Origin of the sequence: Aphanothece sacrum FPU1 (assembly GCF_003864295.1) — a bacterium.
In the GTDB taxonomy this organism is placed as follows: domain Bacteria; phylum Cyanobacteriota; class Cyanobacteriia; order Cyanobacteriales; family Microcystaceae; genus Aphanothece_B; species Aphanothece_B sacrum.
The window spans coordinates 315,764-340,471 of sequence record NZ_BDQK01000016.1 but is presented as its reverse complement, the minus strand read 5'-3'; the positions used below and the strand labels follow the sequence as shown (position 1 = coordinate 340,471).

At 35.8% G+C, this 24,708-nt stretch carries 35 protein-coding genes and 1 pseudogene; 20 read left to right on the top strand and 16 right to left on the bottom strand.

Going from position 1 to position 24,708, the window contains the following annotated elements; translation table 11 throughout:
- The first annotated feature begins 151 nt into the window (after nucleotides 1–151).
- The 5 genes from psbA to AsFPU1_RS19785 all read left to right on the top strand — a co-directional run bounded on the left by psbA (nucleotide 152) and on the right by AsFPU1_RS19785 (nucleotide 3,385).
- The gene (psbA, locus tag AsFPU1_RS19805; RefSeq protein ID WP_124971604.1) at nucleotides 152–1,222 is read left to right on the top strand and encodes a photosystem II q(b) protein; all 1,071 of its coding nucleotides are present in this window, start codon (nucleotides 152–154) and stop codon (nucleotides 1,220–1,222) included.
- Between the two features lie 118 nt (nucleotides 1,223–1,340).
- Nucleotides 1,341–1,601 (top strand): type II toxin-antitoxin system Phd/YefM family antitoxin, encoded by a 261-nt coding sequence (locus tag AsFPU1_RS19800; protein ID WP_124973057.1) that lies wholly within the window; start codon nucleotides 1,341–1,343, stop codon nucleotides 1,599–1,601.
- Nucleotides 1,594–1,785: a type II toxin-antitoxin system RelE family toxin gene (locus tag AsFPU1_RS19795; protein ID WP_124973059.1), complete on the top strand. Its 192-nt coding sequence runs from the start codon at nucleotides 1,594–1,596 to the stop codon at nucleotides 1,783–1,785. Before AsFPU1_RS19800 ends, AsFPU1_RS19795 begins: the two co-directional genes overlap by 8 nt.
- Nucleotides 1,786–1,910: 125 nt before the next feature.
- A complete protein-coding gene (locus AsFPU1_RS19790; RefSeq protein ID WP_124973061.1) occupies nucleotides 1,911–2,474 on the top strand; it encodes a DUF2808 domain-containing protein in 564 nt (187 codons plus the stop codon).
- Between the two features lie 227 nt (nucleotides 2,475–2,701).
- Nucleotides 2,702–3,385, top strand: coding sequence for a Uma2 family endonuclease (locus AsFPU1_RS19785; RefSeq protein ID WP_124973063.1), 684 nt, complete (start codon nucleotides 2,702–2,704; stop codon nucleotides 3,383–3,385).
- Between the two features lie 42 nt (nucleotides 3,386–3,427).
- Here AsFPU1_RS19785 and AsFPU1_RS19780 read toward each other — a convergent pair whose 3' ends face one another.
- Nucleotides 3,428–3,697 (bottom strand): ParE family toxin-like protein, encoded by a 270-nt coding sequence (locus AsFPU1_RS19780; RefSeq protein WP_124973065.1) that lies wholly within the window; start codon nucleotides 3,695–3,697, stop codon nucleotides 3,428–3,430.
- Nucleotides 3,694–3,912: a hypothetical protein gene (locus AsFPU1_RS19775; RefSeq protein ID WP_124973067.1), complete on the bottom strand. Its 219-nt coding sequence runs from the start codon at nucleotides 3,910–3,912 to the stop codon at nucleotides 3,694–3,696. The genes AsFPU1_RS19780 and AsFPU1_RS19775 overlap by 4 nt, the downstream gene beginning before the upstream one ends.
- Before the next feature lie 173 nt (nucleotides 3,913–4,085).
- Between AsFPU1_RS19775 and rpmH the strand changes: the two genes are divergently transcribed.
- The 5 genes from rpmH (at nucleotide 4,086) to AsFPU1_RS19750 (ending at nucleotide 6,787) form a co-directional block, all read left to right on the top strand.
- Entirely contained in the window at nucleotides 4,086–4,223 is a 138-nt protein-coding gene (gene rpmH / locus AsFPU1_RS19770) for a 50S ribosomal protein L34 (RefSeq protein ID WP_124973069.1), read from the top strand.
- Between the two features lie 45 nt (nucleotides 4,224–4,268).
- The gene (gene rnpA / locus AsFPU1_RS19765; protein ID WP_124973071.1) at nucleotides 4,269–4,652 is read left to right on the top strand and encodes a ribonuclease P protein component; all 384 of its coding nucleotides are present in this window, start codon (nucleotides 4,269–4,271) and stop codon (nucleotides 4,650–4,652) included.
- On the top strand, nucleotides 4,624–5,016 hold the full coding sequence (locus tag AsFPU1_RS19760) for a PH domain-containing protein (protein ID WP_124973073.1): 393 nt from the start codon (nucleotides 4,624–4,626) through the stop codon (nucleotides 5,014–5,016). Before rnpA ends, AsFPU1_RS19760 begins: the two co-directional genes overlap by 29 nt.
- 112 nt (nucleotides 5,017–5,128) lie before the next feature.
- Nucleotides 5,129–6,265 (top strand): membrane protein insertase YidC, encoded by a 1,137-nt coding sequence (gene yidC / locus AsFPU1_RS19755; protein WP_124973075.1) that lies wholly within the window; start codon nucleotides 5,129–5,131, stop codon nucleotides 6,263–6,265.
- Nucleotides 6,266–6,298: 33 nt separating this feature from the next.
- Nucleotides 6,299–6,787 (top strand): Jag family protein, encoded by a 489-nt coding sequence (locus tag AsFPU1_RS19750; protein WP_124973077.1) that lies wholly within the window; start codon nucleotides 6,299–6,301, stop codon nucleotides 6,785–6,787.
- Between the two features lie 237 nt (nucleotides 6,788–7,024).
- Here the strand turns inward: AsFPU1_RS19750 and AsFPU1_RS19745 are convergent, their stop codons facing one another.
- Nucleotides 7,025–7,492, bottom strand: coding sequence for a tetratricopeptide repeat protein (locus AsFPU1_RS19745; protein ID WP_124973079.1), 468 nt, complete (start codon nucleotides 7,490–7,492; stop codon nucleotides 7,025–7,027).
- Between the two features lie 165 nt (nucleotides 7,493–7,657).
- Nucleotides 7,658–10,738 carry an alpha-mannosidase gene (locus AsFPU1_RS19740; protein ID WP_124973081.1) on the bottom strand — a complete coding sequence of 1,027 codons (3,081 nt, stop codon included), beginning with the start codon at nucleotides 10,736–10,738 and terminating at the stop codon, nucleotides 7,658–7,660.
- A 198-nt stretch (nucleotides 10,739–10,936) separates the two neighbouring features.
- Here AsFPU1_RS19740 and fni point away from each other — a divergent pair, with 198 nt between their 5' ends.
- Nucleotides 10,937–12,028, top strand: a complete 1,092-nt coding sequence (fni, locus tag AsFPU1_RS19735; RefSeq protein WP_124973083.1) for a type 2 isopentenyl-diphosphate Delta-isomerase — start codon at nucleotides 10,937–10,939, stop codon at nucleotides 12,026–12,028.
- 39 nt (nucleotides 12,029–12,067) lie between these two features.
- Here fni and AsFPU1_RS19730 read toward each other — a convergent pair whose 3' ends face one another.
- Entirely contained in the window at nucleotides 12,068–12,643 is a 576-nt protein-coding gene (locus tag AsFPU1_RS19730) for a Uma2 family endonuclease (protein WP_124973085.1), read from the bottom strand.
- Nucleotides 12,644–12,987: 344 nt separating this feature from the next.
- Here AsFPU1_RS19730 and AsFPU1_RS19725 point away from each other — a divergent pair, with 344 nt between their 5' ends.
- Nucleotides 12,988–13,194, top strand: a complete 207-nt coding sequence (locus tag AsFPU1_RS19725) for a type II toxin-antitoxin system HicB family antitoxin (RefSeq protein ID WP_124973087.1) — start codon at nucleotides 12,988–12,990, stop codon at nucleotides 13,192–13,194.
- Nucleotides 13,191–13,412, top strand: a complete 222-nt coding sequence (locus AsFPU1_RS19720) for a type II toxin-antitoxin system HicA family toxin (protein ID WP_124973089.1) — start codon at nucleotides 13,191–13,193, stop codon at nucleotides 13,410–13,412. The genes AsFPU1_RS19725 and AsFPU1_RS19720 overlap by 4 nt, the downstream gene beginning before the upstream one ends.
- A 79-nt stretch (nucleotides 13,413–13,491) precedes the next feature.
- Here AsFPU1_RS19720 and AsFPU1_RS19715 read toward each other — a convergent pair whose 3' ends face one another.
- The 3 genes from AsFPU1_RS19715 to AsFPU1_RS19705 all read right to left on the bottom strand — a co-directional run bounded on the left by AsFPU1_RS19715 (nucleotide 13,492) and on the right by AsFPU1_RS19705 (nucleotide 14,578).
- Nucleotides 13,492–13,815, bottom strand: coding sequence for a helix-turn-helix domain-containing protein (locus tag AsFPU1_RS19715; protein ID WP_124973091.1), 324 nt, complete (start codon nucleotides 13,813–13,815; stop codon nucleotides 13,492–13,494).
- Between the two features lie 107 nt (nucleotides 13,816–13,922).
- Nucleotides 13,923–14,051, bottom strand: a complete 129-nt coding sequence (locus tag AsFPU1_RS19710; protein WP_124973185.1) for a type II toxin-antitoxin system RelE/ParE family toxin — start codon at nucleotides 14,049–14,051, stop codon at nucleotides 13,923–13,925.
- A gap of 17 nt (nucleotides 14,052–14,068) precedes the next feature.
- Entirely contained in the window at nucleotides 14,069–14,578 is a 510-nt protein-coding gene (locus AsFPU1_RS19705; protein WP_124973093.1) for a helix-turn-helix domain-containing protein, read from the bottom strand.
- Between the two features lie 185 nt (nucleotides 14,579–14,763).
- Here AsFPU1_RS19705 and AsFPU1_RS19700 point away from each other — a divergent pair, with 185 nt between their 5' ends.
- Complete coding sequence (locus tag AsFPU1_RS19700; protein WP_124973095.1) at nucleotides 14,764–15,747, top strand: MIR domain-containing protein; 984 nt, start codon at nucleotides 14,764–14,766, stop codon at nucleotides 15,745–15,747.
- Between the two features lie 280 nt (nucleotides 15,748–16,027).
- Here the strand turns inward: AsFPU1_RS19700 and AsFPU1_RS19695 are convergent, their stop codons facing one another.
- The 7 genes and pseudogenes from AsFPU1_RS19695 to AsFPU1_RS19665 all read right to left on the bottom strand — a co-directional run bounded on the left by AsFPU1_RS19695 (nucleotide 16,028) and on the right by AsFPU1_RS19665 (nucleotide 21,751).
- Nucleotides 16,028–16,222, bottom strand: a complete 195-nt coding sequence (locus tag AsFPU1_RS19695) for a hypothetical protein (RefSeq protein ID WP_124973097.1) — start codon at nucleotides 16,220–16,222, stop codon at nucleotides 16,028–16,030.
- 11 nt (nucleotides 16,223–16,233) lie between these two features.
- Entirely contained in the window at nucleotides 16,234–16,692 is a 459-nt protein-coding gene (locus tag AsFPU1_RS19690) for a PIN domain-containing protein (protein WP_227873433.1), read from the bottom strand.
- 57 nt (nucleotides 16,693–16,749) lie between these two features.
- Nucleotides 16,750–16,996: pseudogene (locus tag AsFPU1_RS19685) on the bottom strand (type II toxin-antitoxin system HicB family antitoxin).
- Between the two features lie 26 nt (nucleotides 16,997–17,022).
- Nucleotides 17,023–17,232: a hypothetical protein gene (locus tag AsFPU1_RS19680; RefSeq protein ID WP_124973099.1), complete on the bottom strand. Its 210-nt coding sequence runs from the start codon at nucleotides 17,230–17,232 to the stop codon at nucleotides 17,023–17,025.
- A complete protein-coding gene (locus tag AsFPU1_RS19675) occupies nucleotides 17,229–17,477 on the bottom strand; it encodes a type II toxin-antitoxin system HicB family antitoxin (RefSeq protein ID WP_124973101.1) in 249 nt (82 codons plus the stop codon). The genes AsFPU1_RS19680 and AsFPU1_RS19675 overlap by 4 nt, the downstream gene beginning before the upstream one ends.
- Nucleotides 17,464–17,742 (bottom strand): type II toxin-antitoxin system HicA family toxin, encoded by a 279-nt coding sequence (locus AsFPU1_RS19670; protein WP_124973103.1) that lies wholly within the window; start codon nucleotides 17,740–17,742, stop codon nucleotides 17,464–17,466. Before AsFPU1_RS19670 ends, AsFPU1_RS19675 begins: the two co-directional genes overlap by 14 nt.
- 16 nt (nucleotides 17,743–17,758) lie before the next feature.
- Entirely contained in the window at nucleotides 17,759–21,751 is a 3,993-nt protein-coding gene (locus tag AsFPU1_RS19665; RefSeq protein WP_124973105.1) for a magnesium chelatase subunit H, read from the bottom strand.
- A gap of 366 nt (nucleotides 21,752–22,117) precedes the next feature.
- Between AsFPU1_RS19665 and AsFPU1_RS19660 the strand changes: the two genes are divergently transcribed.
- The 4 genes from AsFPU1_RS19660 (at nucleotide 22,118) to AsFPU1_RS19650 (ending at nucleotide 23,092) form a co-directional block, all read left to right on the top strand.
- Nucleotides 22,118–22,384 carry a toxin HicA gene (locus AsFPU1_RS19660; protein WP_227873434.1) on the top strand — a complete coding sequence of 89 codons (267 nt, stop codon included), beginning with the start codon at nucleotides 22,118–22,120 and terminating at the stop codon, nucleotides 22,382–22,384.
- Nucleotides 22,377–22,604 carry a type II toxin-antitoxin system HicB family antitoxin gene (locus AsFPU1_RS19655; protein ID WP_124973107.1) on the top strand — a complete coding sequence of 76 codons (228 nt, stop codon included), beginning with the start codon at nucleotides 22,377–22,379 and terminating at the stop codon, nucleotides 22,602–22,604. Before AsFPU1_RS19660 ends, AsFPU1_RS19655 begins: the two co-directional genes overlap by 8 nt.
- Nucleotides 22,605–22,643: 39 nt before the next feature.
- Nucleotides 22,644–22,796 (top strand): hypothetical protein, encoded by a 153-nt coding sequence (locus AsFPU1_RS22790; RefSeq protein ID WP_172957464.1) that lies wholly within the window; start codon nucleotides 22,644–22,646, stop codon nucleotides 22,794–22,796.
- Nucleotides 22,797–22,885: 89 nt separating this feature from the next.
- Nucleotides 22,886–23,092, top strand: coding sequence for a hypothetical protein (locus AsFPU1_RS19650; RefSeq protein ID WP_124973109.1), 207 nt, complete (start codon nucleotides 22,886–22,888; stop codon nucleotides 23,090–23,092).
- Between the two features lie 246 nt (nucleotides 23,093–23,338).
- Here the strand turns inward: AsFPU1_RS19650 and AsFPU1_RS19645 are convergent, their stop codons facing one another.
- Nucleotides 23,339–23,908, bottom strand: a complete 570-nt coding sequence (locus AsFPU1_RS19645) for a Uma2 family endonuclease (protein WP_124973111.1) — start codon at nucleotides 23,906–23,908, stop codon at nucleotides 23,339–23,341.
- A 240-nt stretch (nucleotides 23,909–24,148) separates the two neighbouring features.
- Here AsFPU1_RS19645 and AsFPU1_RS19640 point away from each other — a divergent pair, with 240 nt between their 5' ends.
- Nucleotides 24,149–24,379 (top strand): hypothetical protein, encoded by a 231-nt coding sequence (locus AsFPU1_RS19640; RefSeq protein WP_124973113.1) that lies wholly within the window; start codon nucleotides 24,149–24,151, stop codon nucleotides 24,377–24,379.
- Between the two features lie 2 nt (nucleotides 24,380–24,381).
- Entirely contained in the window at nucleotides 24,382–24,708 is a 327-nt protein-coding gene (locus AsFPU1_RS19635) for an HNH endonuclease (protein ID WP_124973115.1), read from the top strand.

Here is a 24,708-nt window from a genome sequence, read left to right as displayed (position 1 = left end):
ATACTGTACATAAAGAAAATTACATAAGCTAAACTTATGATTAAGATAAAAATAATTTTTCTGAAAAAACTTTACAAAACTTGAAATATTGTTTAATATAGAGAAGTCAAAACATCGTACCTTGACAAATTAATACAGGAATTATAAGCACATGACCACTACCTTACAACAACGCGAGAGCGTCTCCGTATGGGAACAGTTCTGTCAGTGGGTAACAAGCACCAACAACCGCATTTATGTAGGTTGGTTCGGTACTTTAATGATCCCCACCCTCTTAACTGCTGCCACCTGCTTCATCATCGCTTTCATCGCTGCTCCTCCCGTAGACATCGATGGTATCCGTGAACCAGTTGCTGGTTCTTTGCTTTATGGAAACAACATCATCTCTGGTGCAGTTGTTCCTTCTTCTAACGCTATCGGATTACACTTCTATCCTATTTGGGAAGCAGCTTCTCTTGATGAATGGCTCTACAACGGCGGCCCTTACCAATTAGTGGTTTTCCACTTCTTAATTGGTATTTTCTGCTACATGGGTCGTCAGTGGGAACTCTCCTACCGTTTAGGAATGCGTCCTTGGATTTGTGTCGCTTACAGCGCACCCGTATCTGCGGCAACTGCAGTATTCTTAATCTATCCCATCGGACAAGGTTCTTTCTCTGATGGTATGCCTTTAGGAATCTCTGGAACCTTCAACTTCATGTTCGTGTTCCAAGCTGAACACAACATTTTGATGCACCCCTTCCATATGTTGGGAGTTGCTGGTGTCTTTGGTGGTTCTTTGTTCTCCGCGATGCACGGTTCTTTAGTAACCTCTTCTTTAGTTCGTGAAACCACTGAAATCGAGTCTTTAAACTACGGTTACAAGTTTGGACAAGAAGAAGAAACCTATAACATTGTAGCTGCTCATGGTTACTTTGGCCGTTTAATTTTCCAATACGCTTCTTTTAACAACAGCCGCGCTTTACACTTCTTTTTAGGAGCATGGCCTGTCATCGGTATTTGGTTCACCGCAATGGGTGTGTCCACCATGGCTTTCAACTTAAACGGATTTAACTTCAACCAATCCATTCTAGACTCACAAGGTCGTGTAATCGGAACCTGGGCTGATGTATTAAACCGTGCTGGTATCGGGATGGAAGTAATGCACGAGCGCAACGCTCACAACTTCCCCTTAGATTTAGCTTCTGCTGAACCTATTTCTGCTCCCGCTATCAATGGTTAATTCCTTGATTAAATAAAACTGAATAATTAACAAAAAGCACTCTCTATAAAGGGGGTGCTTTTTGCTGTTTTATCAGTTGCTATAATAATTATAGTTAAGCATATCCAAGAAGTATTTTGTGAAAATTATTAATATTAATCAAGCTAAGGATGAAATCGAGCAGTTGGTCAATCAAACCAATGATAATCATCAAGCGATTCTTTTATCGGGTACACAAGGAAATGCTGTTTTAATTGCAGAAGAAGATTGGAATTCGATTCAAGAAACACTTTATTTACATTCTATTCCTGGTATGGTTAAGTCCATCATTGAAGGGGGAAATACACCGATTGAAGATTGTATAAATGAAGCGGCAATTAGAGACATTTTAAATGGATAATTGGCAATTATTTTTTACTAAACAAGCTGAAAAAGACACGAGAAAGCTTGTGAGTGCTGGATTAGCAAAACAAGTAACTAAGTTGTTATATCTCTTAAAAGACAATCCTTATGAATCTTATCCAATTTCTCAAGAAAAAATTAAATTAATTATTATTGGTAAGGCGATCGCATTTTTGGATTAAAACCATAAATTTCAATGTCTTAAGCTGAACTGCCACCGATATAGATTCTAGTTTGCTATCCTTAAATTTAGGGTAAGTCTAGCTTACTCTGTCCAAAAACCCATTTTCTTCTAATAAAACCTTTTATGAATAAGCACCCTAAATTCTCCTTAAGCTTTGTCTCTAAACGATTACTAGCGGCCCTAGCTGTATCAGGTTGCTTATTGACCGGTCTACAAGCTTTGACTTGGGCCGGAAGTAACCCTGGTTTAACCATTTTTAGTGGGGTTGATAACCGTAATAATATCCTTGATTATCATTTAGACTTTGGTGGCCGGCCAGAGAATGTTGGGGAACGTTATAAACTCTATGTACCTGGGAAGAAACTCACTCAAGGAGTCAGTAAGTTTTATATCTCCTACTTAGAGAAACCCGAATTTAATGGAAAATTTGACCTAGACTCTGTACAAATTCGTATTAAAGGAAAGACTGTTCCTATACGAGAAGTATATTGGGATAAAGAAAGTCGAGTGATTGAAATTGATTTAGCTGAAAATATTGAAGCTAGTCAAAAAGTTGATATTGTCTTTTCTAATGTGAAAAATCCCAGTTCTGGAACTTATTATTTTATTTGTGATGTGCTGAGTTCTGGCAATATTCCCGTTCGACTTTATGTAGGAACTTGGATTTTATCCATTGAAAAAGGTTAACTAAGAAGGCAAAATTCCCTGGATTTAAACAACTGCTCTATATATGGAGTGTTTTGGTAGGGTCAATTCATGAATTGACCCTAAATTTATTGCTGATGCGTAAGTCATGATACAGAATTAGGTTCTGTCGGACTTACTATGTTAAACTAATAATTAACGTTTATTATTTGTAATAATTTAGCATAACTTGTCTGGTAGAACCCATAAATCAATCTATAACCAACATCATGACTTCAATAATTTCTCCAGAAATATCATACTCTTTTTTCTTCTCTTTACCCCAATGGAAAACAGCAAATTGGGATGATTATCTTAACTATCGTGATACTTTAGAAGAGCAAAGAATTAAATTATATTATTATCAAAATAAACTCTTAATTCAAATGGGAAAAGAAGGGATTAATCATACTTCTATTAATGATTTATTTACCATGATCTTGTTTATTTGGTTTAGCCAACATCCAGAAATAAACATGAATAGTTTTGGAGGTGTATTATTAGAAAAGAGAGAAAAACGTTCAGCAGCACCAGATTTAGTAGTTTATTTGGGAAAAGATTACCCCAAATGGAAACAGGGAGAAAGTCGTTATATTAATTTAGATCAATGGCCAGTTCCTAACCTAGTTGGAGAAATTTCAGATACAACTTTATCCAGTGATTTAGATGAAAAAAAACATCTCTATGCTGATTTAGGAATTCCTGAATATTGGGTAATTGATGTACAAGCAAAACGAGTTTTTGCTTTTCAATTACAAGATAATGGACAATATCAACAAGGGGATGTATCCTTAGTATTAAGAGGATTACCAATTAAGTTATTAGTGGAAAGTTTAGAACGCTTAGACCAAGAAACAAATGTTAGTGTGGCAAATTGGTTTTCTCAACAAATTTTAAATAGAAAGAGTGAATGATTATTTTATTCTTATTTGGTAAGCCTATTAGACTATAACCCATCAAAGTCGAGAAAGAAGCTTTTCATAGGCATCATGAGTACCAATCCAAAACCAGATAATTTCGTTATTATCAAGAATACCAACTGCACGATAATCAAGGTTTACTCTAGCAGAATAGATGGGTAAAGTGTCATGCACTTTCTTGAAGTGTAGGCTAGGATGGTATTGATCTTGACGGAAAAGACGATAGGAATTGTGAGCTTGTTGCTGGATGGTTTCATCAAGTTTGGCATAAGCTTTCCAAAACTTTTTCGTTGTTCTGGAAATCATTGATCCTCACATTCAAGCGGTTGAGTTTTACCCGCTTGATACTCAGCCAGTGCTTCTTGAGCAAGGTCAGCCAGCACATTTTGAGACTTAGCAAATAAATCATTCCAACGCTCTTGTGAGGCAATCTCAGCTAAGATAATTTCAGCGATCGCATCTTGAGCATTTTCTGGCAATTTTGAGGCTTCAGAAAATGCTTTCTTCAGTAATTGAGTCATAGCAACCTTTTTATTTATTACTATTTTATTACTATAGCAACAAATTGAGGTGTGTCAAATTTCAATCGTACTCATAAGATGACCCCTTTACCTGTGTAAGGTTTCAGGATATAATGAAAAGCTGTGTCTTTTAAGAACTTAAGACAACAGTAGCTTTTTGGAGGAATAAATTTGTGACTCAGCGTACCCTTGGGGGAACTAATCGTAAACGCAAGAGAACGTCCGGTTTTCGGGCTAGAATGGAGACAGCAAACGGTCGTAGAGTGATCCAAGCCAGACGGAAAAAAGGACGGCATCGGTTAAGCGTCTAAAATAGGACAAATTCTCTTAACCATTGAGGCTAAACTGTCAAAACAGTGGGATTACCCAAAGCTAACCGACTGAAGCACCCCAAAGAGTTTCAATCCGTCTATCAACAGGGTCGTCGTTATCAAAGCCCTCATCTTGTGTTACGGGTGCTATCAAAGACTGATCCGCTTGGAGAAACAGAACCTCCTCAATTTGGCATTTCTGTGAGTCAAAAGGTTAGTAAAAAAGCCGTTGTTCGTAATCGTCTCAAACGACAAATTAGAGCGGTTATTCGCCCTTTAATCCCGGCTATTTCTACCGGATGTAAGGTAGTGGTAGCCGTAAAGCGTAACGCAGTTGAGTGCAATTATGAACATTTTTTGCGAGAATTAGAGGAGTTGTTCATCAAAGCCGAGATTATCTATGGGCATACGAGAAAACACCTTTTATGAAGGCGGCCCCCACATTGGGGATTTAATCATCAATATTTTATTGGGGTTTACGGTGATTTGTTTACCGTTGACTGTCTCTGCGGTTGTTCGCGCTATCTGGTTACGTTATCGGATTACTGACCGTCGCATTTCTGTGACTGGGGGTTGGATGGGACGCGATCGCACTGATATTATCTATGGTGAAATTGTTAAGATCGTCAAAATGCCACGAGGAATTGGTATGTGGGGAGATATTGTTGTCACCCTCAGAGATAAAAGTCGTTTGGAGATGCGGGCTGTTCCCCAATTTCGGGAAATTTATGACTATATGGCTGAAAAGGTGGCGGCTAAAACGGGTCGTTCCATTGACGCAATTACCAGTTAATAGATTCTAAAATTAAACGAGGCAGGAGGATCATTAATCTCTTGCTGACTTTTATTATTGAGTAAATTAGACGATAGATCACTTTAGAGCGGAAAAGCTTGGATTAAGACTAATGGATTTTGGTGTCGGATTTATTTCCACAAATATTATGCTGCCAATCCTGGATTTTTTCTACGGGATTGTGCCTAGCTACGGTTTTGGTATTATTGCCTTAACCCTAGTAATTCGCTTTGGTTTATATCCTCTGAGTGCGGGACAAATTCGCAATATGCGAAAAATGCGGATTACTCAACCGCTAATGAAAGAGCGACAAGAAGAAATTCAAAAACGCTATAAAGATGATCCGGCTAAACAACAGGAAGAAATGGGTAAGATAATGCAGGAATTTGGTAATCCTTTAGCGGGTTGCTTACCATTGCTGTTACAAATGCCGATTTTATTCGCGTTGTTTGCGACTTTGCGCGGTTCACCTTTTTCTGACATTAATTATACGGTTGATGTCCAAATTCTCCCTAGAGAACAGATTGAACTTATTGCCCCTCAACCGTTTGCCACTAAACCGAGTAACATTTACATCAGTGATGGTCTTCATTATCCAATTACGGCCCTGTTACCTGGGGGCAATAAGCTGGCAGTGGGAGACAAAACAACGGTTGAATTTCAAACTACTGAAGGCAAGTCTCTGTCACAATTAGAGGCTAATATTCCAGATAGTGACCTAAAACCTAAGCTTACAGTTACTAAAGGGACAGAACGGCTAAAAATCAATGAAGATGGCACGATTGAAGCTTTGATTCCTGGAGACGCTACTATTCAGGCCACAATTCCAGGTATTGCGGCTAATACGGGTTTCCTCTTTATTAAAGCTTTGGGACAAGTGGGAGTGACGGCTGCCGATGGAACCATTAACTGGGATATTCTGGGGATGGTGTTATTCTTTGGTATCAGTATCTATATCAACCAAGAATTGTCTGGTTCTTCGGGGGGTGGGGCCCAACAACAACAAGCGGTCAATAAAATTACTCCGGTGATTTTTAGTGCTATGTTTCTCTTTTTTCCTTTGCCATCAGGGGTTCTGATGTATATCGTGGTGGCTAATATTTTCCAAACTCTACAAACAGTTATCCTGATGCGGGAACCTTTACCAGAAAACTTGCAAAAATTAGTGATACAACAAGAAAAAGCGGAAAAAGCGAAGGAAGCCTTACCATTTGAGAAGCGTTCTAAGAAAAAAGAAAAAACCTCTTAAAGTTTCACTAAAACATAGGTCAAAGTCGTAAAAATGGAGCAACAAGGGAAGCCAGGTAAAGAGTGGCTAGAAACTCTACTAAAATTGATGGGTCTTCCGGCAGAGGTTAAGCTAGACTATCGCAGCAATGGACTCTCGGACTCTGATGAGTGTTGGTTAATAATTAATGATAACCAACTGAAACCGGAACAGATTGCCCTTTTATTGGGTAATGGAGGGGAAGGTCTTGATGCTATACAGTATCTTGCTAATACTTTAATTAATTTAAGTGTAGATTCTTCTGAACAACAGGGATTTACGGTTGAATTGTGCGGTTATCGTCTCAAGCGTCAGGAAGAACTGAAAATTTGGGTGCAACAGATTGCTCAACAAGTTCGTCAGACGGGCCGAGAAATAGAAATGTCTTCTCTGTCTTCGGCTGAACGTCGTCAAATTCATTCGTTTTTGCAGGATTCTCCTGATTTAGAGACAGAAAGTCGGGGTCAAGAACCTGATAGACGGTTGGTTATTAAACCTAGATAAAGGCAAAAACCCTAATTATTAATTTTGATAAGTCCGGTAACGCGGACTTTTTTTTGGGTCATATAGCAACCGCCATGACTTTTAGGGGGCGGGTTTATCTAACTTTTTTGTGAGCATCAGGGAACATAGGGCGGGTTTATCTAACTTTTTTGTGAGCATCATAACTCCTGTAAAAAACCCGCCCCTACAAAAACCCGCCCCCACAAATTTTATTTAATTCATTTTGTCTCTCAATTATTAGGGATTTGTTGGGATAGCAGGTTCAGGAATGGGTTCAGGAATAAGTTCAGGTGTAGCTTGAGGTATAGGTTCTAATATTTTGTTTGTTAGCTTGGATTTTTCTTGTTTCATGTTGGTCAATATCTCTTTATATTTACTATTACTAGGGTCAACTTTAACTAATTTTTCCATCACCGGAATCGCACCGTTTAAGTCTTTTTGTTTGATTTTAGTTACAACTAAAGCTTCTAAAACTTGTTGTAATCCTTGTTTAGCAGTAGGATTATTGGGTTCTCTAGCTAAGACTTTTTCGTATCCTTGAACCACCGCATTTAATTGTTTGTCTTCAGATTCATTCGTCGTTGCATTGCTTTTTTCTGAGGATGATGGGGATTTATTTAAAGACCCCATTAAGGGAAATATCATGGTAGCTAAGAAAGCAAGACTCGCTAAAACCATAACAATTTTTTTAAAATTCTCAGACATAATTTTTAAATATTTAATACAAAAGATTCGTAGGGTGGGTTAGACGCGGCAACGATTTCGAGGGAAAACTAATAAGTTTTAGGGCGCGTCGTAACCCACCATGTTAAAAATTGTGACACAGGCAAAATGCCCGTTCCACATCCATATCTCAAAGGGAAATGATATCTACTTAATAATGTTAACAGAAAAACTGACAATTTTCCAAGGTTCAATTTGAGAAAATTCAGGTACAGAGTTCTCTAAAATATTAACTGGATGTGTTACTTGTAAGTTTAAATCGCTTTCTAAACATAGTTTAGCGGGTTTCCCTTGTGATTCATAACATCGTAAAATCCAACAATTAGCTTGATTTTCAGAGGGTTTAAAGGCTGACAATATCAGATTATCATCTAAAATATTGAGAAGTTGTGCTACAGGCGGTAATTGAGTAATTTTTGAGAGTTTCTTATTAGGAAAAACTACCTGTAAAGGAAGATTTAATTCATAACCTCGTTGTACAGTTTTTGCCTCTTTCCAATTACCTTGATGGGGATAAATACCATAAGTAAAATAGTGAATGCCTTGATCACAAGTAGGGTCTGGCCAACGAGGACTTTTTAATAAAGTCAGTCGTAGGCGATCGCTTTGACTATCATAGCCATATTTACAGTCATTTAACAAGCTTACCCCATAGTCTCCTGAATTATCGGTTAAATCTGCCCATCTTAAAGCAGGAACCTCCCATTTGGCAGATTCTTCTGGTGTTTGAGGTAAATTTGTGCGTTCAATAGCTGCAAAAGGAATCTCATAAGTTGTATAATCACCTGTTAAGTTTAAGAGAAAAGATGCTTTAACTAAAACATACTTTTCTTGCCAGTTTACTTGATTTTTAATAGTTAAAATGGGTGAATTAATTTGTAAAATATAATCTTGACAAAATTCTGATTTACCTAATTGTTTAATAACACGAACTCGCCATCTAATTGGCCCACTTTCTAAGGTTTCAATAGATTTTAATTCCGTATCAGGCAAAGCATATTTATGATATTCAGGATCAATATTCCAAGCGTCCCAGTATTGACCTTTATCTCTAAAACTTTGCAGTTCATTACCAATTCCTTGTAAAATTTCTCGTTGGTTTTTTATATCATAAATACTATCAATATTTCCGGTTTGTGAATTAATCTTAACGATTAAATATTCATTTTGTAAAACATATTTATTTTCAGTATATAATGTCTGATTTGGTGAATAATTTAATTTATTAGATAACCAATAGACTCGATAACCAATAGCAGGAATATTTTGGGCTAAAAATAGTAGTTTATTATCATGAGATATTTGAGGGATTAATTGATTTCCTTCGAGATCATAAACTTGTACATTATTATCTGTAATAGGAATTTCTACAACTTCTGATCTTTGCCAGTTTAAGTGATTAAAAATAACAATAGGTTGACTATTTATATGAGGAGGAGAAGGAAAAGATATGTGAGAAATAATGTTTTGTAAAGCATCTTCTAATATTTCTGTGCCGATTTTTTCAACTTCTTGCCAATCTTCATTTGCTTCTACAAAAACATCTGTAATTGAAGTACCTGGTAAAATATCATGAAATTGATTAAATAAAACTTTTTTCCAAGCATATTCTATTTTTTCTTGCTTATTATTATTTCCTGATTTTCCTTGTATAATTGTTGCTAAAGATGACCATAATTCAGCTTTATATAATAATTCTTCACTACGACGATTAAAATATTTTTGATCAGCATGACTGGTATAACAACCTCGATGTAAATCTAAATATAGTTCATCATTCCAAACAGGAACATCCAAACTTTTATCAATGAGATTAGCGACTTTATCTAAATAATTTTTAGCAGTTACAAACTCAACTTTAGGGAAGAAAGGAGACTGTTGCCAACGTTGACTAACTTCTAACATATCACGGGTTGGGCCACCACCATGATCCCCTATTCCTGGAATCCAAAATATTTCTTTTAACCCTGTTTGTTGTTCCCATTGAACACTATAATTAGTCATGGTAATTGGATTAGTATCCATCACACCAGCTACATTAGGAGGAGACATCAAAGTTAATAGTTTTGTGCCGTCAGGAGACTGCCACCAAAAGACACCATGAGGGAATTTAAAACTATTATTCCAGTGAAGTTTACCTGTAACAAAATACTCAATTCCACTTTGTTTAAAAAGTTGGGGAAGTTGCCATGAAAAACCAAAACTATCGGGCAACCAAGCAACTTTTGTTATCTGATCAAATTTTTCTTTAAGATAATTTTGCCCATAAAGTAATTGTCTTACTAAAGATTCTCCTGAGACTAAATTAACCTCTGGTTCGACCCACATCCCCCCCAAAACTTCCCATGTACCTGCTTTATATGAAGCTTGAATCTGCTGAAAAAGCTGAGGACGATGTTTTTCTATCCAAGCATAAAGAACAGAGGTTGTATGACCAAATGTGAGATAAGAAAAATCTTTTTGTAAGTTAATAACTGAATTAAATGTACGCTCGGCCACTTCCCAAGTTTCAGAAACTGTCCATAACCAAGCCATATCTAAATGGGCATGACCTAGTATATTAAAATTACGCTGTTTAATCTTATTTCCTAAAGGTTCTAATGTTTGACGTATTTTCATTAAACAACTATCAAATTTATGAGCATCCCCCACTATTTCCCACTCAATTTGATTAAGGGAATCTTCTAAATAAGTTAAATTATTAGATTCAAATGTAGTTAAATAATTGTATAATATAGTTAATTCATCAGCTACAAAACCAGGATCAATATGGGAATCTCTTTCATAAATTAAAAGAGAACGCATCAAACCTCCAATATCATGACCCGGACTAATTAACCGTAAAGTGACAATAATTTCTTGTCCTGGTCGAACCGAAGAAGTTAATAAAATTCTAGCTGAAGAATCAAATAAATCTCCTGCTTGAACTAATTGGCCATTGACAAAAATTTGAGCATCTTCGGCCCACCAAGCTAAAGATAATCTTAATATCATTCCCCCTAAAGGATAGCCTTGTAAATGCTCAGGAATAAGTATTTTTTGGACGAACCATTTAACTTTATGTCCGGCTTCCCAAGTCAAATATCCTTGATCATTAGGTTGAATTAATTCTAATTTATCAAAATTAATTGAGTTTAGATCTATATCTTCTGAAGTAGCTAACCAATTATTTTGTACATTAATTTGATTAAGTTGACGTAACTTATTAATACCTGGGAGAATTTCCATGTTATATATGTCTCAAAAATAACAATAATAAATTAATATTTAAAATAATATTTGTGATATAATAATAACATTAAACTAAATTTAAGTTGTGATTAAAACCCATGTTATCAAATATTAAGTAGATAAATTTTAAATCTTAGTGCAAAATAGTTTAAAAAAGATTATTGAAAAATTGTTCACTATTCCCAAGTATCAGCTATGTCCCCCCAATTAAATGAAGCTCAAATTAACTTATCTAGCGTCACAGAAACCCGAAAATCTGACCACATTAAAATTGTACTGCAAGAAGATGTGGGGAGTAAAGGAGTCACCACAGGGTTTGAGCGATTTTTCTTAGAACATACAGCCTTACCGGAAATCGATCTTGATGAAGTTGACCTTAGTTTACAGCTTTGGGGCAGAAAATTACAAGCTCCATTGCTCATCAGTAGCATGACAGGGGGGACACAACAGGCTCACACCATTAATTTAAATTTAGCAGAAGCCGCGCAAGCTTTGGGCATTGCTATGGGGGTAGGTTCACAACGGGCAGGTATTGAACAGCCAAATTTGGGTCAAACTTATAAAATTCGTCAAGTTGCCCCCGATATTCTCTTGTTTGCTAATCTAGGAGCCGTTCAGCTAAACTATGGTTATGGTCTTGAACAAGCGCGACGAGCGGTAGAGATGATCGAAGCGGATGCCTTGATTCTCCATCTTAACCCTTTACAGGAAGCGGTTCAAGCAGAAGGCGATCGCAATTGGAAGGGATTGTATCAAAAAATTGAAACCCTTGCCACTCAGTTAGAGGTTCCCGTCATTGCCAAAGAAGTTGGTAATGGTATCAGTGGCAGTGTAGCGCGTCGTCTGGCTGATTGTGGCATCGCAGCGATAGATATTGCAGGTGCAGGGGGAACCAGTTGGAGTGAAGTGGAAGCTTATCGACAAAATGAGCCTCGTCGTCGCAAAATTGCCCATTGTTTTGCTGGTTGGGGTATTCCTACCGCCCTATCTTTGATGGAAGTACGGCAAGAGGTGGGAGAATTACCCATTTTTGCTAGTGGGGGCATTCGTAGCGGTTTAGATGCGGCTAAAGCTATTGTTTTAGGGGCTACTTTAGTGGGTAGTGCGGCCCCTTTATTAGAAGCGGCAACCTATCAATCTCAAGCGGTTTACGAAAAGTTTGCTATTCTCCTTGAAGAGTTAAAAATTGCGGCTTTTTGTACAGGTTCATCTACTTTAAATGAGTTACAACAAACCTGTTTACGTCGCGCCGATACTTGGGAGATTATTACCCCAAAATATCGCTAAAATGTTCATTAAATAGGATGAGATTATACTATTTATTACTTACCAAATCAATTCTAAATCTAACACAAACCCATTTAAAATATCTGCACCGGATAAACTATTAGGATTATCTAATATTTCCACTTCTTTTTCTTGTCGATAAATTTCAACTTGTCTATCTTGACGATTGATTAACCAGCCTAATCTTGTTCCATTTTCTATATACTCTTTCATCTTCTCTTGTAAGGGTTTTAAATTATCACTAGGGGAACGTAATTCAATGACAAAATCAGGACAAATAGGACTAAATTTTTCGCGTTTGTGACGGTCAATTTTATTCCATTTTTCCAAGGGTATCCAAGCAGCATCAGGAGAACGAGTTGCGCCATTAGGAAGAATAAATCCTGCGGAAGAATCAAAAGGTATTCCTCTTTGATCTTGATCTGACCAGTTAAATAATTGTTGTGTCAAGCGTCCATTTCGATAACTGGTTTCATCTCCTGTAGGTGACATAATAATTAAGTAACCTTGTGCATTTTTTTCAAACCGTAAATCTCGATTATCTTGACAAATTTGATAGAACTTTTCATCCGTTAACTCAAAAACATTAAGATTTAATTGTACTGTATTAACCATATGATTTACTCCATAATTTACTAATTTACCAAATTAATTCTAAATTTAAGACGAAATCAGGTAACACATCCTCAGTTATTATTTCTCTTTATTATATTATATTTTGATCTTCTAAATTTTTACACTTGCGAGTAATGATGTGTATTATTTACATTATTGTAATTTTAATAATTTTCAATTGATTCGCAAGTTTGGTAATACCTGTGATAATATCTTGAGATAGGGTTACTTGAGTCATAAGAATTTAAAAGTGTTATAATTAATTCTAGTTTAGCAGAAAAAACTTTGGTTCTGACTAGGGATAGTTTTACTAACTTCTTGAACTTCTTTAAACAATTACTAATATGAGACAAGTTATTTTATACCGAGATGAAGATGGTTACTGGATTGTTGAATGTCCAAGTCTCAAAGGTTGCCTGAGTCAAGGTAAAACCAAAGAAGAAGCTCTTACTAATATTAAAGAAGCTATTTCAGGTTATATTAGTGCTTTAGAAGAAGATGGTTTGCCTATTCCAGAAGAAAATTTTGAAACATTTCTGGTTGTTGTATGAGTAAACTTCCAAATATTTCTGGAAAAGATTGTATAAAAACTCTTAGCAAAGTCGGTTTCTATGAAAAGCGAAGAGAAAGCAGTCATGTTATTTTGAGGAGAGATGAACCTTTTGCACAAGTTGTTATTCCCGATCATAAAGAACTAGCTAAAGGTACATTAAGAGCTATCATTCGAGATGCTGATTTGAGCATAGAAGCATTTATTAATTTACTCTAGATAGGTTTTACTTTATCTCCAATTTTAGAATTTTCAAACTCTTTATTGCGTGTCATTGTTAACTTAATATAAAGGAAAATTATGTATTAGTAACAGTGACTTTTCCTGAGACAGATGGGGTATTTTTTACGACAATTTCTACGTCCTTACCCAAAGCTGTCAAGAATCGAATTAAGTTATCAGTAGAAAACTTTAATAGTTTTCCTTTTACTAATTCCACGACTTGAGAAGTTTCTATTTTCAATAATGTAGCAACTTCTTCATCTGTTAATTTTCTTTGCTGAATAATTATCGTTATTTGTCTAATTAATTCAGCTTTCGCTAACATTTCATCAGCATTTTCAAAGCCTAAGTCTTCAAAAATATTTCCACTACTAGGATAAAAGTCAATGTCTTGATTCATAATTTCTCCTTCTGATTTAGATAAAGTTTATAGGAATAGATTAATTTTTAACAATTATTCAGTATTTCACCTATCCCTATCGGTGATAAAAAGATTAAATCAGGTGTTTATTTAGCATAATAAGTTTGATAGTGTTGTTGAGCTTGTTCTCTTCGTTTTTTCACTAAATCTATTTCTTGTTTGGGGGTAGTAATTCCCTGTTTAGATTTTTTTTGAAAGGCGTGTAAGACATAAATGACTCCTTCTCATTATACTATTTTTGACTAACTATAATTTTATTAATTTCTTGAACAGATAAATCTAATACTTCAGCAATTTGTTCTGAGGTTAATCCTAATTTAACTAATCTAGGAATCGTTTCTCTTTTCATTTTCTTCTCTATAGCTTCTACTATAATTTTATCATCGTTAATAATATCGTCATTATCTTCAAGGTCATTAGCAGAATTAGGACAAAAATTCAGTTTGTTAACTTGACCAATATTCCCAATACCTCTAAAATTTTTTGCGATCATTCTTTCAACCGTTGCACGAAAATTAGATTTATTAATGTCTTCTCCTAAAGTATCAGATAGAAGTCGCCAAAGTTTATAAGCTTCATCTTTTGCATGACCTTTGCTACAGTTATATTCTTGAGAAATATCAGCATATTTTTGACCGTTTAAGACTCCTTTTAAAATAGCCGTTTGTAAACTATCAATGTGTTTACCTGTTGAGGAGAATATCAACTCCTCTAAATAGCTTACTAACTCTTGAGGATTCATACTTATTTAATGGTTTTTACAAGTCTTTATCCGCTATTATCCGCTAAAAGCAGTCTTTTGTAAAGATTATTTACAAAAGTTCCGTCTTTTTCTGACTTTATATAACTTACAAGAACACTATTTTAATCAGTTTTCTGTCATATTGCTCTTTAGTTAATAATTGTACCCAAAAGGAGTAGATAAGTATGGACGTTCAATATGGAAGTCAAATCAAGATGAGACATACCTTGACCGGTTTTCATCTTCACTCTCATCCAATTAATTATAAACATCCCAACAGTTCACAACAGCAACAAGTAACTTGCTTTAATAATGGTGCTGGTGGTGACGACAATGATTTTTGGATTGTTAAAAGTGTTAATGTTAGCAATCCGAGAGACAATGAACTTCAAGCTGTCAAGGATGGTGATATGTTGAGATTTGAACATATTTTAACGCAAAAAAACTTGCATAGTCACCCTGGAATTCCTTCTCCTATAACTGGACAACAAGAAGTAACTTGTTTTGGGTTTTCTGGTTCAGGTGATAGTAATGATTTATGGAAAATAGAAATAGAAGGAGGAGGTATTTGGAATGATAGTAAACGAGTCAGATTAATTCATGTAAATACAGGTTTTGCTTTACATTCTCACGGTGGTCAACTGATGAATGATTTAACAGCATTTCAACAGGAAGTTACTTGCTTTTCGGGGAGAGATGAGAATGATCTTTGGCAAGTATTTAATATCTCATTTGTAGGGGTTAAAGTCCCCGAAGGATTAGGAAGAAATGGCAATAATCCTCAACCTGTAAGGGCTGAACAAACAAACCAAGTAGCAGGAGGAACAATGACAACTAAGGTTACAGTTTCACCTGATGGACAGCTTACAGCAGAGACTCACACTCGAACAAAAGTAGATTTGAAAGGTTTTACAGGATCGGTTATTGTTGTCATTTATAACCAAGAAGGAAGGGCGCACATATCAGGAAAACATTCTTTTGGTGTTAATGGACAATTGATTCCAGGGGGACCAAGTGATCGCAAAGATACTTGGCAGGAGTCAGTACCGCTAGAAATTTCTAGTAAAGCAAATCGAGTTGCGATTGTACATTCTCACGACCCAAATGTGAGAGTTAATGCTGAAGATGTTATTAATCTTATTCGTATAGCGATAATTTTAACTGCTTAGTGCGATCGCTCTTTTTGTAGGGTGCATTAACGAAGTGTAATGCGCCTTATTTAATGGTTTTCATGGTAATATCAAAACAGAATTCTAAACACGCTTAAGATGGATCAAAATTGGCAATCTGGAAACCCACTACCAAGGGCAAAATTTGCTGAGATTGATCCTCGTAAGTTCACAGAATATTCTATGAATCCATCTAACCCTAATAATCAGGGAAAATGAAAAGCATTTCAATCACTTGGTTATAATAACGAAGTGTAATGAACCCTATTTATATAATTAACTATTTAGACTCTCGCTCTTTAATATCAGCAAAAATATCATCAAGAATCATTTGATCTAACCATTGATGACGCTCTTTAGTATAGTCTCCTTTACCATGATAATATAGTTTTAAGAAGCGAATAGAATCAGCATATCCCAGTGCATCAACTAATGCTTTGAATCCCTTTTCATTTAATTCCATTGGAGTCATCATAATTATATTCCTCAATCGTTTGATTGTTCCATTAACCAAGAAATAGGATTTTTTACAGGTACTTTTAATATAGCTTGATTAAGGGTTGCTTTGTTTAATAATCTATCATCCGTTGTCAAGAATACATCTACTATACCTGATTCAGCATAAGCAAGATGTAAAGCATCAAAAGATTTAAAACCTAATTTTACTAAAGTTTTCGTTCTTTTTTGAATCACTTCAGTCAGGGAAATTTTAGTCTTTGCTAAGGTTAACAAATCCTTGACTTGTTGTTTTTTCTCCAGATCAGGGGTTTGCTCAATTTCTGAGTCAAGAGCTATACTACCAATTAATAACCATTCTTCTGTCTGAAAATAATTAATAATTGTTAAAATAGCTTCTGCTTCAAGACGAATTCTTAATTGTGACCAATCATCAAAAGGACGATTGAAACAACAGACATCCATATAAATTCTATACTTTTTTGTCATTTGCTTATCTTGTAGAATACATTAATGAAAGTGTAATGCACTTATTTAACGTATTTACTATTTTCTAGAAGGTAACGGAATCTCTCTTTTGCCACTATGATAAACTGTCTCTATCCATAATTCTCTCGCTTCCTCAATATTCATTACAACTTCTTCTAGTGTCTCTCCTTGGGTTATACACCTTGGTAAATCAGTAATTAAAGCAGTATATCCTCCCTCATCTTCGCCGATAAATTGAGATAGGATATTTAAGAGATAAAAAATAGTCTAAAGATGAAGGTTTTAACTCTTTATTTAGTGTCATCTTTCTAATTCTCTAATTTGCCAATCTTACTTAACACTAATGTTACTATTTAATAATCTTTTTGCCCTATTCAAGCGATATTGATATAAAGGAGAACGTCTATTTTCTTCCTCTAATTGAGCAATGATATCATCTAACACTAAAATGTGGGCATCCATACGCTGACAAAGTTCCTTAAATTTAGCTGAAGTTGCTTTTATTTTTTCCATATCGGGTATAAATGCTTCTTGTGTCATCTTTTTCTAGAAGGTAACGGGATCTCTCTTTTACCACTATTATAAACTGTCTCTATCCATAATTCTCTCGCTTCCTCAATATTCATTACAACTTCTTCTAGTGTCTCTCCTTGGGTTATACACCCTGGTAAATCAGTAATTAAAGCAGTATATCCTCCCTCATCTTCAGGATAAATTGAGATAGGATATTTAAGAGATAAAAAATAGTCTAAAGACGGACGTTCTAACTCTTTATTTATTGTCATCTTTCCAATTCTCTAAATTTAATAACTTGATGATTTCTTCTAGGTAAGTCCGTTTAACCTTTTTCCCTCCTTTTTTGGGAATAATAATGATATCTCCTGCATCATTTTCAAAAGCATGATGACTTCCTCTAGAACGAATTTCCACATAACCAAATGATTCTAAAACATAGCGGACATCCTCAAAACGTGCTTCTGGAGGACGGGAGAGCAATTTTTGAATTAATTTACTTAGTTTACCCACTTTAAAAAGTTTAAGGGTGGGCATTGCCCACCCTACTATTTTACTCTACTCCTTCAATTCTGTCCTCAACCTCCTGATATAATTCCTGTAACCTGTCTAAGTTTTCCTCTGAGGTTTCCCAGTAACCCCGGCCATTTACTTCTAATAAAGTACCGACCATTTTACGGAAAGAATTGGGGTTTAAATTCATCAGACGTTTACACATTTCCTCATCTTGAATAAAGGTTGTATTCACGTCTTCATAGACCCAATTATCTACCGCATCAGCAGTTGCACTCCATCCCATTGTATTCACTAATCGCTTAGAAAGTTCCCGTACACCTTCATAACCATGGGATAACATTCCTTCATACCATTTAGGGTTTAATAACTTGGTACGCGCATCTAAACGGACGGTTTCGGATAGGGTACGAACCTGTGCATTAGCAGTAGTTGTATCCGCAATATAAGCAAAAGGTTTTTTACCATCTTCCCGTAAACTAGACACAACTTTTGTCGGGTCTGAGTCAAAATAATGGGAAACATCCGTTAAACTAATCTCGGAAGAATCTAAGTTTTGGAAGGTTGCATCAGCAGTTTTTAACGCTGCTTCAAACACTTTACGGTTATCATTCATGACACCTGGGTTATCAGAGTCAAAAGCAAAACCTTTGCGGTTGAGATACATATTTTGTAACTCTTTTTCTTCTTCCCAACTGCTATTTTCTACCGCTAAATTAACGTTAGAAGAATAGGAACCGGACGCATTGGAAAAAATACGGGTTGCAGCTTGACGTAGGTTAATTCCCATTTCGTCTGCTTGTTGTAAAGCGTGTTTACGAACATAGTTCATCTCTAAGGGTTCGTTCGCTTCTGCTGCCATTTTAACCGCTTGATCTAAAAGGTTCATTTGGTTAATAAATAGGTCACGGAACACACCAGAACAGTTGACAACCACATCAATACGAGGTCTTCCTAATTCTTCGAGGGAAATTAACTCTAATTTATTTACCCTTCCTAACGCATCGGGTACGGGTTTAACCCCTACCATCCACATAATTTGTGCGAGGGACTCCCCATAAGTTTTGATGTTATCTGTTCCCCATAATACACAAGCAATGGTTTCAGGATAATGGCCTCCGTTATCGATTTTTTGACGGGCTAAAAGGCGATCTACTACAATTTTAGCAGACTTAATGGCGGCTAATGTAGGAATAGATTGGGGATCTAACGCATGGATGTTTTTACCAGTAGGTAAAACGTTAGGGTTACGAATAGGATCACCACCGGGCCCAGGTAATACATATTCCCCTTCTAATGCTTTCAGTAAACCCCCTAATTCGTTATCCGCACAAACTTGTTCTAAACAGAATTCTAGGTATTCAAACAGAGGTTTTAAGGCATCTTGATCGACTTTAGGATAACCCAAATTGTGTAAAGTATCTACCCAAGGTGTCTTTTTACCCATGTTAAAAAAGTTCAGTTTAGAGACAAAAGAAACTCGTCCTTCTGCATCTATTTGTTCTTTAACTAAAGCAGAAACTGCTTCACGGGTTGCTAAGGTAATTTGTTGTAGCAACTCTACATCTTCTAAAATACCGCGATCGCTATTTTGATAAATGTCCTCAATATTTCGTCCCAAACTATCAGCAATAATGCGCGGTAACGCGAGAAGTTCTTGTTCTTCTCGATCTAAAGCAGCAATATTTACTAAAGTTGCGATCGCTTCTTCTGCGGTAGGAGGTTTTCCAATTACATGAAGTCCACAAGGTAACAAACGAGACTCAATTTCCATCAATTTTCGGTAGGCCAAACCGACAATATTATCCCGTTCTTCTTGGGTCATATCTTTAGCATCTGTATCAGGTAATTGAATATCCTGATCCAAATTCACTAACCGACATTTATCCATGATGGTGTTAACAATAGGAACACCGCGACCACTATCTTTTAAGGTTTGATAAGAAGCTATTAATTCACTTAACTCTTTTAAACCCTTATATAACCCTGCATTCTCAGCAGGAGGAGTTAAATAAGAGATGGTTTCTGCATAGCTGCGACGTTTAGCAATAGTCGCTTCTGAGGGATTATTTGCCGCATAATAATACAAATTAGGAATCATTCCAATGAGAGTATCAGGGTAACAGTCCCCAGACATTCCCATCTGTTTTCCTGGCATAAATTCCAGTGATCCATGGGTTCCAAAATGTAAGACCGCATCTGCTTTCCAAACTTGGTTTAAATAGGTGTAATAAGCAGCAAACCCATGATGAGGACTCGCAGATCTCGAAAACAGTAACCGCATAGGATCACCTTCATATCCAAAGGTAGGTTGTACCCCAATAAATACATTGCCAAACTGTTTACCATAGATCAGTAAATTTTGTCCGTCACTGTTTAAATTTCCTGGAGGTGGCCCCCAATTTTCCTCTAAACGGACGGAATAAGGGGTTAAACGCTCATATTGTTCTACAGACATCCGATAAGCTATATTTAACTCAGGAGAGGCATATTGAGCCTGAGCATCATGTATAACCGCTTCCATCAACGCTTTGGGAGACTCTGGTAATTCTGGCACATCATAGCCATTTCCCTGTAATGCTTTCATTACCTCATAAATAGACCCGAATACGTCTAAATACGCTGCAGTTCCTACATTTCCCTTATCCGGTGGAAAACTAAACACCGTAATAGCGACTTTTTTATCTAATTTGGGTTTTTTCCGTAAATTTGCCCATTTCATCGCCCGTTGGGCCACCACTTCAATCCGATCTTGAAGTGCGATCGCCCGTCCCGTATTACCGTCCCGTCCTGATAAAATAATAGGTTCAATGGCCCCATCTAACTCAGGTATGGCTATTTGTAACGCAACTTGGATCGGATGTAACCCTAGATCACTTGCTTCCCATTCCTGGGTAGTTTGAAATACCAGGGGTAAAGCGCACATATAGGGACGGTTAAGGCGTTTTAATGATTCTATCGCTTTGGGGTGATCTTGACGCGCTGGACCGCCTACTAAAGCAAACCCTGTCAATGATATTACCGTGTCTACAATAGGAAATGGTTCTACTCCTTTAACACTATGGTCTAAGAAATAAGCTTCTACAGGTTTAGAAAAGTCTAACCCTCCGGCAAAAACAGGAATAACTCTTGCCCCCATACATTCTAATTCTTGCACCATAGCAACATAATGAGCATCATCTCCTGTTACTAGATGAGTCCGTTGTAATATTAATCCCACACAAGGGGCCAAAGGATCTTTTAATTCATCAGAAATATCAGTCCGACTGTTAAACCATTTCAAATAAGAGGGGACATCTTCAAACATTTTCATGGATAAAGGATGCCAAATTCCCATATCAAGATACACCACCGGATCTTTATATTCAACCTTTTGATCTTTGAGTAATTCTTGATAAGAATACTTATGAGCCAACATTAACAGAAAATTCTCTAAATTCTCAGATGAACCCCCTAACCAATATTGGAAACTTAACATAAAATTGCGAGCATCTTGGGCTTTTTCTACCGGAAGATACTTCAAAACTTGAGGCAATGTTCGCAATAACTTTAACATCGCATCTTGGAAACCGGCCCCAGAATTTTCCTTGCGTTTCCGCATAAATTGGGCGATCGCACTTTTGGACTGTCCCAACTGGGCCATAGAAAAGCTTCCCAACTTGTTGAGACGCATCACCTGGGGCATAGAAGGGAACACCACCACAGCATCTAGGTTATCACGATGGGGCTGAACCGCTTCTACCACTTTATCGGCTAAGTCTTCAATGAAGATGAGAGAAGCAATAAATAAGTTAGCTTTAGCCACATCTCGCTTAAAATCTTCGTAATTTTCCGGGTTTCTCAGTTCTTCTATGAGATAACCACTAATTTCGATGGCTAAATTAGGATTATTCTTATTGATAGCATTAACGGCCGCCGAGAGAGAACTTTGATACTGTGGTTCTAACACGACATAGACCACCTTGAGCAAAGAACGACCATTAATTGCCTCTGGAACGATATGGCGAATGGTGGACTTGACGTGAGTAAACATCTATGATAATGCTCCTTAATTTTGATGATAGCCTAAACAGGTTATAAACAGGCCAACCCCTTAGAGGAGTTGACAACAAATGAAATAGGACTCCTCTGTGTTTGTAGCAGAAAATGACACCCGATTGAGTGTTTACTCGATAATTTGACACAATTTGCAAAGAAAAATGAAACATTTTGTTACAATTATTGACAAATTGACTGAGTGTATACTCAGATTTTGCTTTATAAAAGTTATTTAATTAAGTATTGACAAATTTACAATTAAATGTTTTTAAAATAATGCTGCTATAATTTTGGTAAGATTAGCTCAGTTATAATACAAAAATCCAAATCATTGATTTAATGCAATAGATAAAATAGATTTATGATGGATATTGATGAAGCTATCAGGGAACTTGAAAAGACTAAAAATATTAAATTTTCTCGTTTGATGAAGATTACAGAAAGTTTTTTTGATCAACCCAGAAATAGAGGTTCAAGTCATTATCCTTTTAAAGTACCTTGGCAGGGAGAACCCAGAATAAATCTTCAAAAAGGTAAAGACGGTAATGCAAAACCTTATCAAGTTAAACAAGTAAGATTAGCTTTACTTAAACTCAAACAAATTCAACAAGGAGAAAATCATGATTGATATTAATGATTACATTAAAAATTATTCTTATCTCGTTGAATTTTCCTCAGAAGATGAGGCATATTTAGCTAAATGTTTAGAATTGGATATTATGGCACATGGAGATAGTCAAGAGGAAGCAATTCAAGAAATTAAAGAAGCAGTTAGGGTTCATTTATTGATGTTATTAGAAGATGGGGATCAAATTCCTCAACATAAATCAATGATAGTTAAGCTATAATTAATGTAAATATACAAATAAAAAATGGAGCTAAATTTTATGCAAAAACTTTACTTAAAAGAAGCGAATAATCAATTAGAGGAACTAATTAAAACAGTTTCTAATTTTGCTTGCTTTAATTTATCCTCAATCAATAGATTTTCTGTTTCAATTATATCAGGATTATCTATTTCTGAATTTTCAGAAGATTGAGGATAATTTCCGTTTTTTGCCGTCTTGGCAGTTCATAAGTTTATTAATTATGATGTATTTAATGATGCTATAATAAAGGAAAAAAAGTTATGAATAATCCTGAAGACTTGTTATTTGGACTAGCTACGGCGGCAGTTAAAGGTTTTGTCCAAGGTCTTTCTGAAGATGCTGAACATGATGCTTATAATCAAGAAATCCATGATCCTGCTCATTCTAGCGAAAATGTTCCCACCCATGTCGTTCACACAGTTGGCCGTGTTTTTGGTGTAGTTATTAAAGGCACTATCTCAAACTAACACTATATTGCGATCACCGATCTTGTAGGGTGCGTTAATGAAATGTAACGCACCTTAACTGATAGATTCTAGCCCATTTCTTTGATAATTATCCTAAACTTTCTTTAAACAGATTAAGGATTTAAAAGAATTAATTTTATGTTTGATATAATGAAAATTGGTCAATTCTTACTCAATAAGTAACAACAATAGCAATGAAACAATTAATGAAACAGCCGTCATCTTGGCTACCCAATGATTAAAGAATTATATAACAGGTATATCTAAAATAAAATCATGTAACACATCTTCCCCCGATAAATTAGCAGGAAGAGATATAATTTCTTTATCTTGATTTAGTCGATAAATTTCTACTTGTTGCTGTTGGGGATTAATTAACCATCCTAACCGTAATCCTGCATCAAGATATTCCGCCATTTTCTCTTGTAAGTCTTCTAAATTGTCGGTTCTGGAACGTAACTCTATCAGAAAATCAGGACATAAAGGAGGAAATTTTTCTTGTTCTTCATCCGTTAAACTATCCCATCTTTCTAATTTAACCCATGCCACATCAGGGGAACGTTTTCCCCCATTAGGTAAACGAAAAACAGTTGAAGAACTAAAGACGATTCCTAATTTTGTTTGTTCATTCCATAACCATATTTTACTAATTAATCTGGCTTCTCGACTACCACTTTTTCCACCTAATGGGGACATAATCAATAATTCTCCTTTAGCCGTTAATTCCAATCGCCATGCTTGATTGACTTGGCAAAGTTGATAAAACTCTTCATCGGTGAGTTGAACGGGTTTTACATTAAGCGTGATGGTGTTCATTATTGAATTATTAATTGTGAATATCAATACCTATTGTTCACAGTGCTATTTTAGTGCGATCGCTTATCTTGTAGGGTGCGTTAATAAAATGTAACGCACCTTAACTGATATATTCTAGCCCGTTTCTTGGAAAATTATTCTAAACTTTCTTTAAACAGATTAAGGATTTAAAATAATTAATTTTATCTTTGATATAATGAAAATTGGTCAATTTTTACTCAATAAGTAACAACAATAGCAATGAAACAATTAATGAAACAGCCGTCATCTTGGCTACCCAATGGAATAACCCTGAACCCATCTGATCAATATCGTCCTTTTTCCTTTACGGAAGACTTACAAATAAGATTAGAGGAATTACTAGAAAAAAACAAAGAAAATTTGCTTAATTCTGAGGAAGAAGCGGAACTAGCAGGTTTATTAGAATTAGAGAAAATCTTTAGCTTTATTAATGCAAAACTGGCTTCTTAATAGTGGTTATTAACAATTTTATCGGTTTAAATGTTCGTAAAAGGGCCAATTATTTGTGTGAATATTGTCACTCTCCCGAACGTTCAAACGCCACTCCTTTTACAATTGATCATCTTATTCCTCAATCTTTAGGTGGATCAGACGATTTGAGTAATTTAGCTTTAGCTTGTCATCGTTGTAACCAAAGAAGGTATAACTTTACTTCTGGAATTGATCCACAAACTCAAACAGAAGTATCATTATTTAATCCAAGATATCATCATTGGTCAGAGCATTTTATCTGGACAAAAGACGGATTAAATATTATAGGAACTGGCGTGGGGACATAA

Bases quoted from the DNA above. Each gene is read 5' to 3' on its own strand.
- psbA (WP_124971604.1), top strand. From the start codon at position 152: ATGACCACTACCTTACAACAACGCGAGAGCGTCTCCGTATGGGAACAG.
- AsFPU1_RS19795 (WP_124973059.1), top strand. From the start codon at position 1,594: ATGGATAATTGGCAATTATTTTTTACTAAACAAGCTGAAAAAGACACG.
- AsFPU1_RS19790 (WP_124973061.1), top strand. From the start codon at position 1,911: ATGAATAAGCACCCTAAATTCTCCTTAAGCTTTGTCTCTAAACGATTA.
- AsFPU1_RS19785 (WP_124973063.1), top strand. From the start codon at position 2,702: ATGACTTCAATAATTTCTCCAGAAATATCATACTCTTTTTTCTTCTCT.
- AsFPU1_RS19780 (WP_124973065.1), bottom strand. From the start codon at position 3,697: ATGATTTCCAGAACAACGAAAAAGTTTTGGAAAGCTTATGCCAAACTT.
- AsFPU1_RS19775 (WP_124973067.1), bottom strand. From the start codon at position 3,912: ATGACTCAATTACTGAAGAAAGCATTTTCTGAAGCCTCAAAATTGCCA.
- AsFPU1_RS19760 (WP_124973073.1), top strand. From the start codon at position 4,624: ATGGGCATACGAGAAAACACCTTTTATGAAGGCGGCCCCCACATTGGG.
- yidC (WP_124973075.1), top strand. From the start codon at position 5,129: ATGGATTTTGGTGTCGGATTTATTTCCACAAATATTATGCTGCCAATC.
- AsFPU1_RS19750 (WP_124973077.1), top strand. From the start codon at position 6,299: ATGGAGCAACAAGGGAAGCCAGGTAAAGAGTGGCTAGAAACTCTACTA.
- AsFPU1_RS19745 (WP_124973079.1), bottom strand. From the start codon at position 7,492: ATGTCTGAGAATTTTAAAAAAATTGTTATGGTTTTAGCGAGTCTTGCT.
- AsFPU1_RS19740 (WP_124973081.1), bottom strand. From the start codon at position 10,738: ATGGAAATTCTCCCAGGTATTAATAAGTTACGTCAACTTAATCAAATT.
- fni (WP_124973083.1), top strand. From the start codon at position 10,937: ATGTCCCCCCAATTAAATGAAGCTCAAATTAACTTATCTAGCGTCACA.
- AsFPU1_RS19730 (WP_124973085.1), bottom strand. From the start codon at position 12,643: ATGGTTAATACAGTACAATTAAATCTTAATGTTTTTGAGTTAACGGAT.
- AsFPU1_RS19725 (WP_124973087.1), top strand. From the start codon at position 12,988: ATGAGACAAGTTATTTTATACCGAGATGAAGATGGTTACTGGATTGTT.
- AsFPU1_RS19720 (WP_124973089.1), top strand. From the start codon at position 13,191: ATGAGTAAACTTCCAAATATTTCTGGAAAAGATTGTATAAAAACTCTT.
- AsFPU1_RS19715 (WP_124973091.1), bottom strand. From the start codon at position 13,815: ATGAATCAAGACATTGACTTTTATCCTAGTAGTGGAAATATTTTTGAA.
- AsFPU1_RS19705 (WP_124973093.1), bottom strand. From the start codon at position 14,578: ATGAATCCTCAAGAGTTAGTAAGCTATTTAGAGGAGTTGATATTCTCC.
- AsFPU1_RS19700 (WP_124973095.1), top strand. From the start codon at position 14,764: ATGGACGTTCAATATGGAAGTCAAATCAAGATGAGACATACCTTGACC.
- AsFPU1_RS19695 (WP_124973097.1), bottom strand. From the start codon at position 16,222: ATGATGACTCCAATGGAATTAAATGAAAAGGGATTCAAAGCATTAGTT.
- AsFPU1_RS19690 (WP_227873433.1), bottom strand. From the start codon at position 16,692: ATGACAAAAAAGTATAGAATTTATATGGATGTCTGTTGTTTCAATCGT.
- AsFPU1_RS19680 (WP_124973099.1), bottom strand. From the start codon at position 17,232: ATGACACAAGAAGCATTTATACCCGATATGGAAAAAATAAAAGCAACT.
- AsFPU1_RS19675 (WP_124973101.1), bottom strand. From the start codon at position 17,477: ATGACAATAAATAAAGAGTTAGAACGTCCGTCTTTAGACTATTTTTTA.
- AsFPU1_RS19670 (WP_124973103.1), bottom strand. From the start codon at position 17,742: ATGCCCACCCTTAAACTTTTTAAAGTGGGTAAACTAAGTAAATTAATT.
- AsFPU1_RS19665 (WP_124973105.1), bottom strand. From the start codon at position 21,751: ATGTTTACTCACGTCAAGTCCACCATTCGCCATATCGTTCCAGAGGCA.
- AsFPU1_RS19660 (WP_227873434.1), top strand. From the start codon at position 22,118: ATGATGGATATTGATGAAGCTATCAGGGAACTTGAAAAGACTAAAAAT.
- AsFPU1_RS19655 (WP_124973107.1), top strand. From the start codon at position 22,377: ATGATTGATATTAATGATTACATTAAAAATTATTCTTATCTCGTTGAA.
- AsFPU1_RS22790 (WP_172957464.1), top strand. From the start codon at position 22,644: ATGCAAAAACTTTACTTAAAAGAAGCGAATAATCAATTAGAGGAACTA.
- AsFPU1_RS19650 (WP_124973109.1), top strand. From the start codon at position 22,886: ATGAATAATCCTGAAGACTTGTTATTTGGACTAGCTACGGCGGCAGTT.
- AsFPU1_RS19645 (WP_124973111.1), bottom strand. From the start codon at position 23,908: ATGAACACCATCACGCTTAATGTAAAACCCGTTCAACTCACCGATGAA.
- AsFPU1_RS19640 (WP_124973113.1), top strand. From the start codon at position 24,149: ATGAAACAATTAATGAAACAGCCGTCATCTTGGCTACCCAATGGAATA.